This is a genomic window from Mariniflexile sp. (genome assembly GCF_041583155.1).
Taxonomy (GTDB): Bacteria; Bacteroidota; Bacteroidia; order Flavobacteriales; family Flavobacteriaceae; genus Mariniflexile.
The window spans coordinates 1-14,559 of record NZ_JBFHGK010000004.1; the positions used below are offsets into that span (position 1 = coordinate 1).

The 14,559-nt window shown below is 38.5% G+C and carries 11 protein-coding genes; 6 read left to right on the forward strand and 5 right to left on the reverse strand.

What is annotated here, in order from left to right:
- The 4 genes from ABYI63_RS02190 to ABYI63_RS02205 form a co-directional block, all read left to right on the forward strand.
- Positions 1 to 649: thioesterase domain-containing protein (locus ABYI63_RS02190; protein ID WP_372752961.1), on the forward strand; the 649-nt coding region annotated here is incomplete at its 5' end.
- Positions 615 to 1,400, forward strand: coding sequence for a 4'-phosphopantetheinyl transferase superfamily protein (locus ABYI63_RS02195; RefSeq protein WP_372752963.1), 786 nt, complete (start codon positions 615 to 617; stop codon positions 1,398 to 1,400). The genes ABYI63_RS02190 and ABYI63_RS02195, both read left to right, overlap by 35 nt.
- 189 nt (positions 1,401 to 1,589) lie before the next feature.
- Positions 1,590 to 2,696 (forward strand): glycosyltransferase family 61 protein, encoded by a 1,107-nt coding sequence (locus ABYI63_RS02200; RefSeq protein ID WP_372752965.1) that lies wholly within the window; start codon positions 1,590 to 1,592, stop codon positions 2,694 to 2,696.
- A 39-nt stretch (positions 2,697 to 2,735) separates the two neighbouring features.
- Entirely contained in the window at positions 2,736 to 3,815 is a 1,080-nt protein-coding gene (locus ABYI63_RS02205; RefSeq protein WP_372752967.1) for a glycosyltransferase 61 family protein, read from the forward strand.
- A 234-nt stretch (positions 3,816 to 4,049) separates the two neighbouring features.
- Here ABYI63_RS02205 and ABYI63_RS02210 read toward each other — a convergent pair whose 3' ends face one another.
- The 4 genes from ABYI63_RS02210 to ABYI63_RS02225 all read right to left on the reverse strand — a co-directional run bounded on the left by ABYI63_RS02210 (position 4,050) and on the right by ABYI63_RS02225 (position 9,501).
- Positions 4,050 to 5,378 (reverse strand): UDP-glucose/GDP-mannose dehydrogenase family protein, encoded by a 1,329-nt coding sequence (locus tag ABYI63_RS02210; RefSeq protein ID WP_372752969.1) that lies wholly within the window; start codon positions 5,376 to 5,378, stop codon positions 4,050 to 4,052.
- Between the two features lie 564 nt (positions 5,379 to 5,942).
- Positions 5,943 to 7,148, reverse strand: a complete 1,206-nt coding sequence (locus ABYI63_RS02215) for a DUF2264 domain-containing protein (protein WP_372752971.1) — start codon at positions 7,146 to 7,148, stop codon at positions 5,943 to 5,945.
- A gap of 7 nt (positions 7,149 to 7,155) precedes the next feature.
- A complete protein-coding gene (locus ABYI63_RS02220) occupies positions 7,156 to 7,965 on the reverse strand; it encodes a hypothetical protein (protein WP_372752973.1) in 810 nt (269 codons plus the stop codon).
- A 6-nt stretch (positions 7,966 to 7,971) separates the two neighbouring features.
- The gene (locus tag ABYI63_RS02225) at positions 7,972 to 9,501 is read right to left on the reverse strand and encodes a lipopolysaccharide biosynthesis protein (RefSeq protein ID WP_372752975.1); all 1,530 of its coding nucleotides are present in this window, start codon (positions 9,499 to 9,501) and stop codon (positions 7,972 to 7,974) included.
- 979 nt (positions 9,502 to 10,480) lie between these two features.
- Between ABYI63_RS02225 and ABYI63_RS02230 the strand changes: the two genes are divergently transcribed.
- On the forward strand, positions 10,481 to 10,915 hold the full coding sequence (locus tag ABYI63_RS02230; protein WP_372752977.1) for an HU family DNA-binding protein: 435 nt from the start codon (positions 10,481 to 10,483) through the stop codon (positions 10,913 to 10,915).
- Positions 10,916 to 11,847: 932 nt separating this feature from the next.
- Here ABYI63_RS02230 and ABYI63_RS02235 read toward each other — a convergent pair.
- Complete coding sequence (locus tag ABYI63_RS02235; RefSeq protein ID WP_372752979.1) at positions 11,848 to 12,825, reverse strand: acyltransferase family protein; 978 nt, start codon at positions 12,823 to 12,825, stop codon at positions 11,848 to 11,850.
- A 620-nt stretch (positions 12,826 to 13,445) separates the two neighbouring features.
- Here ABYI63_RS02235 and gmd point away from each other — a divergent pair.
- Positions 13,446 to 14,558: a GDP-mannose 4,6-dehydratase gene (gmd, locus tag ABYI63_RS02240; RefSeq protein ID WP_372752981.1), complete on the forward strand. Its 1,113-nt coding sequence runs from the start codon at positions 13,446 to 13,448 to the stop codon at positions 14,556 to 14,558.
- Position 14,559: the final 1 nt, after the last annotated feature.

The following is a 14,559-nucleotide window of genomic DNA, read 5'->3' on the forward strand; positions in this document are numbered from 1 at the left end:
CTATATAGAAGCCATTACTAAAGCAAACCCTAAAGGGCCCTATGCTTTAGCAGGATACTCCTTTGGTGGTATTATTGCCTATGAAATGGCCAAACAAATGCTGGCGCAAAATAAAAAAATAACCATGCTTGGCATGCTCGATACCTATGCCAATCCAATTTTTTCTTACACACCTTCTCTGAAACGAAAATTAGTAGCCTTACAACATCGTTTTAAAAGTAATATCTATGCAACGAAACATCTTTTTAGTAATTCCGAAGCATTTAAAACGCGTCTTAACGCTCAAAAACAAAAAGTTTCAAACCTTATTTTAGGATTAAAAAACGGAAAAGAAAAACATCACCAACTGCGATACCATCAACCTTATCGCTTAGACAAAATGAATCGCTTAGCAATAAGTCGCTATAAATTAACACCAATTGATATGCAGATCAACTTGTTTCGTGTAGAAAAACAAGGCTATTATATGCAGGATCCGGTACTCCTAGGCTGGGAAGGTTTTGCTTTAAAAGGAGTCAAGGTTCACGAGATTCCTGGAGACCATAACTACTTGTTTTCACCCCCAAATGATAAAATATCGGCGCACATATTACAACATGTTTTAGATCGACATCATGACGACTCAGCCCACAATAAAAATACAAAATAACATTGCTGGTGACGTATCAAACCGTCCGTTATCGGGATCCTTTAAAACCAATTTAAATGATGCCAGCGTCTTAATTTATACTGTTTCATTAGCGGACTACATGCCTATCATCTCTGTATTAAAGCGGGCTTTAGACCTTCAAGAAGTAGCACGTGCGCATAGGTATTATCATGACACAGACCAACATCGGTTTATTATTTGCAGAGGACTGCTTAAAGTTGTGTTAGCGCTTCAAACAACATTACATGTTTCTGAAATAAAACTGAGCTACGATGCCAACAAAAAACCTTATCTACCGTCGCATCCCGCCCTATTTTTTAATGTAGCCCATTCCAAAGACAAGGCCATTATTGCCTTATCCCAGCACCCGGTAGGTGTTGATATTGAATACATCAACCCCCATGATGATGTGCTTCATAACCTAAGCGCCATTTTTAGTGAACCCGAAATAGCCTACATTGCAGGATCAGAAGAAAAGCATCGCGCCTTTTACACCCTTTGGACGCGAAAAGAAGCCTTGGTGAAAGCCTTAGGAAAAGGTATTGATAATGATTTCAATAAAATCCCAACCACTAATGGCCTTCATAGAGTGGCTGCAAGTCTTTTAGGCTCTACCGAAAGCTGGAGCGTACAAGACCTTACAATAGCAAGTAACTATGCGGCTGCCATTGCTTTCAAAGACCAAAAAGGGATTTCTGAAACCCTTGTGTTAGGTGCATTACCCACGTCTATAAACGACCTCATTTCATAAGGCCTTTCTTAAAAAAAACATCATATACTACTCAAAAATCATATGTTTTTTAAAAAACCACGTTTAAATTATCAATTTCATATTAATGACCAAACGAAGCCTTCAAAAAGAGATTCGATTTACATATTCTATGAATTTTAGCTAATTTTAGCTTATCATAACCTATTTATAACTTTAACCAAAAATCACGTGATACAACAAAAAACACGATTCACCCTCGCTGGATATACCAAATACTTAAAAGGTATAAAAACGGCTCGCTGGTTATTCCGTCAAGGGAAACTACTCGACAGCCTGTCCATTAAATCATGGGACATCGCTCCCGGGACTAGCAGTATGGTATCTCAGGCCTATTATCTGGAGGGGCAACTCGATCGTGTAACAGCCACTGCCGTTACCGGTGATCCTAACCTTTTAATGTTAGGCGGTAACGAAAGATACCACCCCCCTACCCGTGCTTATTTGTTAAAAGATCTTTGGATGATTAACGGTAATATTTACAAAGGCCTACATCAATTGCTATTGCATCCACGCTATCAACTTCCTAAAAAATTAGATTATATTCCTCCCATTAAAATAGCTACAGAAATAGACCATGCCGCAATTTATAATTCTTACGATGGTTATAAAGCCTTCGGTATCTGGTTAAGCGACGATTGTACCATGTATCCCTTGGCGGCGGCTGAAGGCACCCCTGTGACGTCCGATATTTTTGCAAGCCCGCACATGCGCGATTATAGACGCTTATTACATATGACACCTTTTAAAACCAATGCTGCCTATTTAAAAAACGCTGTGTTTTTTGACGACGACTGGGGGAATAATACCAGCAAGCATGAGCGCTTCATGGCCATTCGGCATCGGTTGTTATCGCAATTTCCAGCATCAAAACATCCTGGCGTGTTCATCATTCGTGGCAATTCAGGTAATAGCAGGGTGATGCTTAATGAAGAAGCCATGGCAGAACAACTTCGCGAGAGTTACGGCTTTAAAATTGTTGATATCAACAAGCATAGTGTCTCTGAGATTCTTGGAGCCTGCGCCGGAGCACAGGTATTGGTTGGTGTGGAAGGCAGTCATCTTATGCATGGCCTCATGGTCTTGGAACCGGGTACGGCGTTATTAACACTACAACCACCCAATCGTTTTTGTGGTGTACTTAAAATGACAACCGACATGGAGCACATCCATTATGGTTTTGTTGTAGGGATACCAAAGGAAGAAGGTTTTTTCGTTAATTTAGAAGAAGTAAAACGAACCCTTGCCTTATTTCCTTCAACGCCATCATACCATTAGCATAAAGTAAAGTAAACTAAAATTAATAATTAAAAAACCATGCGATATACCCCCATAGCCTACACCAAATACCTAAAAGGATTAAATAAAACCTATTTGATGTCGCGTCAAGGTAAAATTTTAGATGCCCTCTCCGTTAAATCATGGGACATGGCTCCAGGAAACACGAGCATAACTCCAAAAGCTTATTTTTTGGATGGACAGCTGGAACGTATAAAAGCTATTATTTTCACCCCAGACGCTGTAGCCATTATGAAGGGCGGGCAGACCATAACCAACCAACCAACACGTGCCTATTTATTAAAAGATGTTTGGATGCTTGATGGGGCCATATACAAAGGTTTGCATCGCTTCGTAATGCATCATCATTCGAAACTAAAACCCAGCATGTATTATTTTCCATCCATGGTTGTGGATACTGAAATAAATGATGCCACCATTTATAATACCTATGATGGTCATTCCTACTTTTTTGACTGGCTAGTTGACGACTGCTGCATGTATCCCTTGGCAGCCTCGGAAGGTGTTCCGGTCACCTCAGACCTATTTTCACATGCCGATGCCCCGCTATATGAGTCTGTTTTTGAAATGAATCCGGTGCGAACCCATCGGGCCTACTTAAAACAAGCTATTTTTTTTGATGACGACTGGGGGAACAATGCTAGTAAACATGAACGCTTTATGCTACATAGATCTAAATTACTAGCTAAATTCCCAAACCCTAAGCATCCAGGGGTGTTTATATTACGAGGTCAAACCGGGGTGTCTCGCAAACTCGTCAACGAATTAGAACTGGCCCAAACACTCCAAGACACCTATGGATTCCGTATTGTAGATGTCGCTAAACAATCTGCAGCCGAAATTATTTCTGCCTGTGTAGGCGCTCAAGTTATTGTCGGTATTGAAGGTAGCCATATGGCACATGGCCTGATGGTTTTAGAACCCGAAACCTCCATATTGATTCTACAACCACCGCATCGGTTTACCGCCGTGCTTAAACTTACCGCCGATATGGCAGGCATACATTATGGGTTTGTAGTGGGCATCCCTAAAGAAGACGGTTTTTATATTGCTGCAGAAGAGGTGCAAAAAACCATCGCACTACTTCCTACAACCTGATACACCCTAAATACAAGACAAGCATTCATCGCATCCCTTGTATTTTCAACAGTTAGAGCAGTTGCCTTAGGATGTGATGCAAGCTTACATCCTAGGGCAACTGCTCTAACTAGTACATATAAGACATCTGTTTTAGTCTATAAAGCGGTAAATACTTGGTACGTAATGGTATAAGAAATCAGCTCGTACCCAAGTGTTATTTCTTTAAATGAGGATTCTAAAACCTACTAGGCTTTAATTTTCATCCGTATTAACACCGATACAGAAATATTTAAAGCCATTTTTTTTCATTTCCTCTGCTTCATAAATATTTCTACCGTCAAAAACCACTGGTGCACTTAATAGTTTTTTCAACAATTTAAAACTTGGAATTTTAAATTCAGGCCACTCTGTAAGTACGGCTAAACAATCCGCATCAATTAAGGCTTCATATTGGTCATCATAATAGGCGATTGCATCACCAAAATGATGTTTCGCTTCTTTCATAGCCACCGGATCATAGGCTTTCACCACAGCACCAGCTTCTAACAGACTATTAATAACATAAAGTGATGGTGCCTCTCGCATATCATCTGTCTGGGGTTTAAAGGATAAGCCCCAAATACATACCGTCTTCCCTTTAATATCATTATTAAAATATTTCATGATTTTATTAAACAGCACCAGCTTTTGGTATGTATTAACAGCCTCTACCGCTTGCAGTACCTTTAAATCATAATTATTTTCACCAGCCGTTTTTATTAATGCCTGTACATCTTTTGGGAAACAAGAACCGCCATATCCAATGCCCGGATAAATAAATTTAGTTCCTATTCTAGAGTCTGAACCTATCCCCTTTCTTACTTTGTTAATATCGGCCCCGACAATTTCACACAAATTAGCGATATCGTTTATAAAACTAATTTTGGTTGCCAGCATGGAATTAGCTGCATATTTTGTCATCTCTGCGGACACAATATCCATAAAAATAATAGGGTGTCCGTTCAACGTGAATGGCTTATATAAGGTGTTCATGATATCTTCAGCTCTCGGGCTTTCTAAACCAACAACAATTCTATCGGGTTTTAAAAAGTCATTGATAGCCGCACCCTCCTTTAAAAATTCCGGATTGGACGCCACATCAAATGAGATAGCGACATTACGTTTATCCAATTCTTCCTGAACTGCTTGTCTAACTTTTTTGGACGTACCAACTGGCACGGTACTTTTGGTTACAATAAGCATATAATCATTCATATACTTACCACAATCTCTCGCAACAGCGACAACATATTTAAGATCTGCACTGCCATCTTCATCGGGTGGTGTCCCTACTGAAATAAACAAAACCTCTGAATCTTCTATGGCTTCTTCAATTTTAGTTGTAAAGCTTAAACGCCCCTTTTGCACGTTTCTGGCTATCATACTTTCTAAGCCAGGTTCATAAATGGGAATAATGCCCTTCTTTAGATTTTCAATTTTGTTTTCATCAATATCAACACAAACAACATTAACACCTACTTCAGAAAAGCAAGCACCAGTTACAAGACCAACATATCCACTTCCAACAATTGTTAATTTCATAGTATCGTAATTTACGAGGTTTTATTTATTTTCTATACTAAAAAAGGCTATTCTGTAGAATAGAGCTTTATCTTAATGCGGCTAAAATAACTGTTTATTTGATAATAAAGAAACCAAATCCAAAATGTTTGATTTTTTTGTCTATCTACCAAAATTGACTGTAAACTATTATACTTTTAATAATAAATTAAAGCCATTTCATATAAGTTAATACCACGTGTTACAGGCTAAACTTTAAACGTTAGAACACCTTAAGGGTTCAGTATTAATAACAAGAGGGCTTATATGTTTGGCTTAGCGGTTACGACCTCCATTAAATAGGCATTCCACGGCTATTTTTACGCAATATTCTATCGTGACCACCAGGCCAAAAACATATTTAATTAAGTTAATAAAGCGGCCATGTTCATTATAAAACCTAATTTATGCTAACCCAACATGCATTAAATTATATATCGTTCTAACAAATTAAATTTAGGTAGGTTTATCTCTGAATGGGGTTAAACACCATGTTACAAGGGCGTTTGGAAACTGAAGGAGGTTTGTGCGCTTTATGATACAAGATCATTTTAACAGTGATTTAAGTTTCCTCCATCCGGATTGGCATTTATATAGCCAGGGCATAAAACGTTCCTTCATGGGATTACTTTCCACATAGGTGGTATCGGCAGGAAACGCATCACCTTTAAAGGCCTTTACAGCCGTCCAGTCCTTATCTTTATCGGCCCAAAACGGATGTGTTTCGGGTAACCCAAGAGGCAAAAACAGGGTACAGCAATGATAGGGACTTCCTGAAGACACATAGCTTTCAGCCATCTGTTCTTGCTCCCCATTAAATCCAATGCTTAAAAACCCCTGTGCATCAAAGTTGCCCGAGGTTTCCATATGGCGTTTGAGTACAGCGTGTAATGCGCATCGCACCTGAGATCCGGCGATGTTATTGGGAATCAGTTCTAAAAAAGCTGCTTGCGCCAAGGCATGAAACGCACCAAACCTACAGATGAGGGTCCTTCCAAAAAGCGGGTAAGCCCCTTCGGGTGAAATCATCCGCTCTTGAATGGCAACATAGCGCTGAAATCTGGGTACTTGCTTTTGGAAATACGCATGGGCGTTATTCAAACCATGCCCCTGCATGACCTGAAGGATGTCTGTAAGCATGGGATGAATGACGTAGCTATTATAATGATCCATCGCAAAATGCGCCCCATCACCATAAAACCCATCCCCAATATAATAGCGATTGATAAAGGTCTTAACACCTTTATACAGTCGTTTCGTATCGCACACATTGTCGTATTTCAATAAAAAAGCCTCTATCATGGATGCAAACAGGAGCCAATTGTTATTGGTCGGTATAATCTGCCGTGTTTTTTTTACTTCTATTAATACGTTTTTTTGAACCTCTTGCTCTAAGGCATCCCATAATCTGGGGGCTCTTATCAGGCCTTGGCATAAGTAAGCTGCATCTACCAAACCTTGCCGTTCTGCAGCAAAATCCATATAGTCACCGGCTTGTGGGTGTACCAGATTCCCGATGGATTTTATGGTTAATCCTTTATACCGTTCCCTAAGTTTTCCCTCTTCAGTAGCATCCATAGGGATCTCCAACCAGGGAGCTATCCCACAAACAATCCTGCCAAGCGCTTCTAAACAGTGACTTTTATCCCGCCCTTTATAAACGGGCATGGTTTCCCTTAAGGCATCCTTTGCCGCTGCCGCTAATACCGGCATTGCAATGGTTTCTAAAGCTGTTAACCAATAAGTACGCATGAATGTATTAGAGTTGATTATCGATTAGTTTCAAATTAGGTTGACTAAACACGGTTTTATTGTCTGCCATGCTTATGTTACTCAGAAGTGTGCCATAGCCCACAACACATTTTTCTCCTAGATGGGTCCCTTTTAACACGGAAACACCTCGACCAAGCCAGCAATCGCTCCCGATAACAATGGGGGCTGTTTTTGGCTTTTCAAATTCCAATCCAAACGCGGGGTATTGTTTATCGGTAATCGTCCTCCGTTCTTCAGCAGTATAGAGGTTGTGTGTATTGGTATCCCAAAACACACAATCATAGGATATCTGATTATAATCGCCTATTGAAATGTGCTCATCACAGCGTATTTCAGTACCTTCGTTAATAGCGTTGCGATTGCCAATAGCAACGACGCCATTAAATCGAATCCAGATGGAACATCGCAAGCGGTTGAAGCCTCCAATAGTCAATGCCCCATCCACCTCAAAACGTGGTTTTTCGGCCTTACTACCTTTTTGAAATATATTGTAATCGCCAATTCTTATTTGCCCCTTAGTAAGGCTTAATTCAAAATCATCTATTACACAATGGTTACCAATATGAAGCTCACTTTTTTCGCCAACAATCATACTTATAGAAGCGTTTGATACCTGTGTATGATCCCCAATACTAAGAGTGTCCCCTTTTTTAACATAGATATGACTATGCCTAATACGCACCTTTTTCCCTAATTTTAAAACCGCACCTTTTTCAACGGTCACTTTGGAGCCCCAAAGGAGGTACCAAAACCGTTTTTCAACCAAAGCAACAAAAAGTCTTTTAATCTTATTCATTAGATCCTATAGTTTCTTTTTAATTTTCGATGTTATCATATTCACCACAAAGGTTTGTTCTGAAGTTGTTAAGCCTATTTTATAGATACTTGCCACACACGACAACGTAGCGACGGTACCTAAAACCAAAAACCTTAAAATTCCTTCTTCCATAAACACATATACCAGTGTTGGTAAACTAAAAGCGACTATGGTAACCTGGAAAATCTTCAGCATCACGCGTTTTACAAAATCCATAAAATCGAGATGTATCATATCTCGTAACATATAGGCACTGGCAAAAACCGCTGCAATCATTATAACGAGCATCACATAGGAGGTGGTTTCGGGGATGCCTCCAAGCTTTAAAATAACATAACTAACGGGCGTTACTAGTAATAAGATTGGCATCACCACAAATTGATATTTTCTTAAATTGCCATTGGCCTGCGCCGATACCACAAGCGGATTTCGTACCGCCACAAACATGGAAATAAAAAGCCCTAAGCGCATAAAATACACCGAATGCGCCGGCACCTCTTTTAACCACAGGTTTAGTAATAAATTGGCTTCAAAAAATAGGGGTACTACAAAAATCAACATTAAAAAATAAGAAAACTTTGCCGACCTATAAACCAAATCGTGCATTTCCTTAAATTGTTCCTTGGCATAATTTTTTGTAATTTGCGGATTCATCGCCATTTGAAAATTACCACTAAATTGATTGATGATATTCCCGGCTTGACTTGCAATAGACGCCGCAGCATTCATAGCAGGCCCAAAAAACAAATTGATTAATAAGGTAACCCCTTGCGAGTACCCAATATAAGCAATGTTTCCCGACATGGACCAAAATGCCAACGACCACATTTCTTTTAAAATTTGCTTATCCCAGCCGAGTTTAAAACGGGCTTCTTCAAACTTTTTATAACAATAGGCACGTTCTATCACAAAAATAAATAAAACTGTTAAAGCCAATAAACTCGCATATACAATCAGCTTATCGAGTAAGGTGACATAAAGCACATAACAAATCACAAGCTTCATGATCACATCAATAAAGGAAAACATGGCAAACGCACCCATTTTTTCATGCGCCATAATCGCTCCTAAAAACGGCACATTCAAAATGCTTAATATCACGGTTAAGGTGGATATCTGAAATACCCAAAAACTGGCATTCATACGGTCTTCGGGTATCACCGCATAATTATAGAGGTACCATAATCCTACGGTTTCAATAATCAAAAACACAATCACAGCGATAAGCACCTGGGCGGTAACGCCTACGGCAAATACTTTTTTTAGATACGCGAGGTCGCCTTTTCCCAAAGCAATGGTTATCCAACGTTGCGTTGCACCGGCCATGGAGCCATTTATAACTGAAAGTGTCGCAACAATACCACCCACCACATTGTAAATACCATAGTCTACAAAACCAAGGGCATCTAAAATGATTCTGGACGTATAAAATCCCACACCCATGGTAAATAGCATCCGCACATATAACAGGGCGGTATTTTTGGCAATGCGTTTGTTACTTTCTGAGGTCGTCATTTGATTCTTAGTTTCAAGTTCAAGACTAAAGCTTTCGCTTTAAGGTTTAGTTAGTTCATGCATCCGCATTAGCCCATGGTAAAAATCGCCTCCCATTCATCGAAATCTCATTAAACCAAAAAGATACCTTCCATCTTGAGCCAGATTTTATGCCTCAAAATAATTGCTTTTTCAATCAATAAACAAACATAGTTTTATTTAATTCCGCTTTTTTAAAAATTTAGCATTATTTAAAACAGATATTATGGTTTTCATAAAAAATCACCTGCCATTTAAGGTTTGTGTGTTAGAGGCGATTTTTTTATAAAACGCATTAAGGTAAAGCAGCTGTCTGCAAGTAGCAGTGATCCGAAGGGCGAGGTCTAACACTTTAAGTTATTCCTAGGTTAAACCCTAAGAGCCTTTCCGCATCCAAACTTTCTTTTTTTTTTGATTAAGACTGGCGCCTTTATAAACAATTAAAAAGCAGCCAAGCACAGGCTGTTTTACCCAAAAACGCCTTATATAGCCGTTTAATGCCCTTTAAGCCCTTAGCATACTTCAATAGCCCCCCCTGTTACCAGTGCGCAAAACAGTAAAAAATTAAGTTTTAAATGTTAATAAGTTTCTTTTAAACATTAACTTGTAGTTCTTAACTTTGACTTATTACAAAAAAAGCCTCAAAGCGTGGTGCTTTAAGACTTTTTTGTAACTCGGCAACACTTTGAGGGTGTGCGTTCGTTTTTTATTTCGCAGTATAAAATTACGCCACCGCTCTTAGCTTGCCAAAAAAAAAGTGTTAATTTTTGAATCCTTAGCCTGGATGTGCCCAGCGCATCGGGTTTGGGAGCTAAAGCAAGCCACCACATTGCACCCCTTAAAACCTATGACTTAGTTAGAAAACCGCTACGCCTGGCAAGGCTGTGCCTGCCAGCCATCTGACAAAACCGTGGCAGATTGGTTGTGTTCTTTAACACCGCGCGTTTAAAAGCGTATGGCAATGAGGTGTCCAGCAACGGCCTCTATAAGCGTTGCTTTATTTAAATATATTCATATGATAACCTATAAAGTGTTACCTAGAAAAAATCCTCAGGACCTGGTAGCCCCTGAGAAATATTATGCTGCGGTAGTGCCTAATGGCGGTGCCGATTTTGAAACCTTAGCGGAGATGATTTCCGAGCAGTCGTCATTATCGTCCACCGATTGTTTGGCAGTGCTTAATATTTTGGAAATAAATATAATTCGAGAACTGCGCCAAGGCCGTATTGTACGTTTGGGCAAACTGGGGAACTTTCAAATTAGCCTGAGTTCTAAAGGTTTTGATTCCGACGAGGAGGTGTCTGCCGATGGGATCACGAAAACACGAATTTTGTTCCGTCCTGCGCCAAAGCTTAGAGCCTTGCTAAAAACGCTGAACTTTAAGCGCATGCGCTAAAAACTGAGTTTTAAGAGGCGCTTATGGCGCCTACCACCTGAAAACCCCGCGATGCTCGCGGGGTTTTTTAGTTAAAACTACTAAAATGCCTACGGACGCAACTTTTACCGGAACCTGAGGCGGCAACAAGCGCGTCCTAATGCGACTAAAATAGGGTCGGGACCGCCCCACACGGCCCTGCATCGTGTTTTTTACACCCGTTTTAGTGCTGATAGGGCTGATTATCATTTTTTTAATTTATTAATTTTCAGTAATTTACATGTTTGTGATTTGAAATAATTTTGCTTGAAATCGCATAAAATCCAGGCCCTGCTTATTAACACGAGTTGTTTACAAGGCCGTTTCAGGGCCTTAAACGCAGAAACACCAGCCAATGGAGGCCTGAGAACAACCTGTACTTAGCATCTGCACAGCGCAAAAGGCGGTCTTTTTAGCACTGCCTTGGTTGTTTTCGGAGGTATTTATTTAATAAAAACTATAAATTAGCATCCTTCTTGCTGCTGTCTACACAATCCTGAAGCCGTAGCATTCAGGCTAAAGGCCTTTGCTATTCTCTACAGCACAGCTTCATATGCACCGATAAAAAACCTGTTTTAAACTCCTAAAAAATCTAAACGGCATTTAACCATTTATCCAAGCGAGACGCTCAACGAGTTTGTAATTTACACCCACTTAGTAAGCATGAGACCATTACTTGGCTCCGAAAACCTTGTTTATTTACAAGAACATAACCACAACCGATTATATTTCCTTTTTAATATTTTACAAGAATCCACACCTCTCCAATACGTATTATAAATTAAATCACTAGGCTTTTTAGAGATGTAAAAAAAAACTGCTTCCTCCCCTCTTCTTTCGTTCTCTATTGTTTTTTTTCAATTAGATTAAACAAACTAAAGGATTAAAGTATTACAGAGTAAAGTTTAATATCTCTATTTTTTGAACTTTAATTCAACGAAATTACCATTGAGAATTGCATACACATTTCCTAAATATCTTTTCATGAAAATTGCAATTCCTAATAAAAGCATAAATCCAATCACAGGAAAAAATATAGTAATGGTATTTTGTTCTTCTGGAAATAGTTTATTTAAAAAAACCGTCAATAAGAAATATAAAAAGGGATGATAGAGGTAAATAAAAAGTGAATGATCTTTCCCCCAAGTAGATATTAAATTCTCTTTTAATTTAATAGTTGTACTAAACACAAAAAGTGCTAAAGCTCCAATCAAGGTACCTAAAGTGAATTCAATTGTATATTTATTAACATCAAACAAGAATTTCAAATAATGAGCCTCCATGAACTGAAGCATGAAGCCTCCTACTATCAAAAACCACAACAATTTAAGTACTCGAAGATTGAATTTTACCTTTGAAATAATTACTCCAATATATAAAAATGGAATTGCAACTAAAAAACGAGCTAAAATAAAATCGAAACTTCTTTCAAAAAGCACATCGTAAGCATCTGATATAATGGCAGATATTAAAATTAAACTGGCAATAAAAGGTAAAATCTTAGACCAACGAATAAAATATATGTACCATAGGAAAATATACCCAAAAAGCAATGCCCCAATAAACCATAAATGGTAATGAATACTAACTAATAAATTTACAATGCTATAGTTTGAGGGACTTATCGGAACATAGACAAGGAAGGTTACTATTAAAATACTAATCAAAACACTAACATTTCTCTCGATTTTTTTGAAATCGAGATTTTGGTCAATTATCTTAGGTCCAATAAAATAGCCTGATGCCATAAAATAGAATGGTACAGCCCACCTAGATAGTAACCTTAAATTTTCTACATATTCAATTTTAGCGTCTCCAAACGTAGTATGTAGCATCATGATAAAAAAAGCTCCTACTAACCTAAATAAATCGATTCCATTTTTTCTCTCCATTTATCAATATTATTTGTTTTTTAATATCCTCTTTATAAACAACAGACGAATCTACAATTAAACTTCAAAAATACTTATTCTTTTTTATGAGGAAATAGCCACAACCGATTCTATTTCTCTTTTTATGATTATAAAAAATTTACCCCATCACTATTGCGTTTTATGGATTGAGTCGCTCAAATTTTTAGAGATGTAAAAAATCACAAACCCTGCTACCTGCTTTTTTGTTTACTGAAATACTATGTTAATTAGAAAACCAGGCGCAAGAGGTGCCTTTATACAGCCAACTCTGCATGTTACCTATTAAACAATCCTATTTTAAGGCAGAAACCAATGGCTAACTACAAATAAAAACGCCTGTGCCTGATGTTCTCAAAAAATAAAATGATGGCAGTTGCCAAATGTTAAAAATTCTTTAAAATTTTTATATAAAAATCATGGATTTATTAACTGCTTAAAGAATTATTGCGAGTTCTATAATTCTTCAAACATATAAAATGTTTAAGGTTTCTCTCACTTATTTTTTCTTAAATTCGCAACGTCATGTATGGGTTGCTTTAAAATTTAAGCACCTTTAGTTACCACATGAAACCATTACATTTTAATATCGTTAAACACATATGAAAGTAGCATTTATTACAGGAGTTACCGGACAAGACGGTGCCTATCTTAGTGAGTTTTTATTAAAAAAAGGATACCAAGTTCATGGTTTAAAAAGACGTTCATCGTTGTTTAACACCGATCGTATTGACCACATATACCAAGACCCGCATGTAGATAACCGCAATTTTTTCTTGCATTACGGCGATATGACCGACAGCACGAATTTAATCCGACTTATCAAAGAAATTCAACCAGATGAAATATACAATCTGGCAGCTATGAGTCACGTGCACGTGTCTTTTGAAATTCCAGAATATACCGGTAATGCCGATGGTTTAGGGACCTTACGAATTTTAGATGCGGTTCGTTTATTGGGCCTTGAGAAAAAAACAAAAATTTATCAGGCCTCAACCTCCGAACTTTACGGCAAGGTACAGGAAGTGCCCCAATCTGAAACTACGCCGTTTTACCCAAGAAGCCCTTACGCTGTGGCTAAAATGTATGCCTTTTGGATTACGGTAAACTACCGTGAAGCCTATGGGATGTATGCCTGCAATGGTATCTTATTCAATCACGAATCCCCTATCAGAGGTGAAACGTTTGTAACCAGAAAAATTACAAGAGCCACCGCCCGAATCGCACTTGGTTTACAAGACAAAGTATATCTTGGAAATTTAGATGCGCAAAGAGACTGGGGCCATGCGAAGGACTACGTTAGAATGATGTGGATGATCCTTCAAGCGGAAGAAGCCGAAGACTGGGTGATTGCAACAGGTAAAACCACCACCGTACGCGATTTTGTTAAAATGGCTTTTGCCGAGGTGGGTATTGAATTAGCATTTAAAGGCGCAGGCGTTGATGAGAAAGGCTATGTCGCCTCCTGCTCCAATCCGGAATTTCAATTAGAAATTGGAAAAGAAGTGTTGGCAGTAGATCCCAAGTATTTTAGACCCACCGAAGTTGAATTACTTATTGGCGACCCTACCAAAGCAAATACCAAACTGGGCTGGACTCCGAAATACGAATTACAGGATTTGGTTAAAGATATGATGGCCAGCGATGTGAAGTTGATGCAAAAAGACCAATATATTAAAGAAGGCGGGTATCAGACGTTTAATTATTATGAATAAA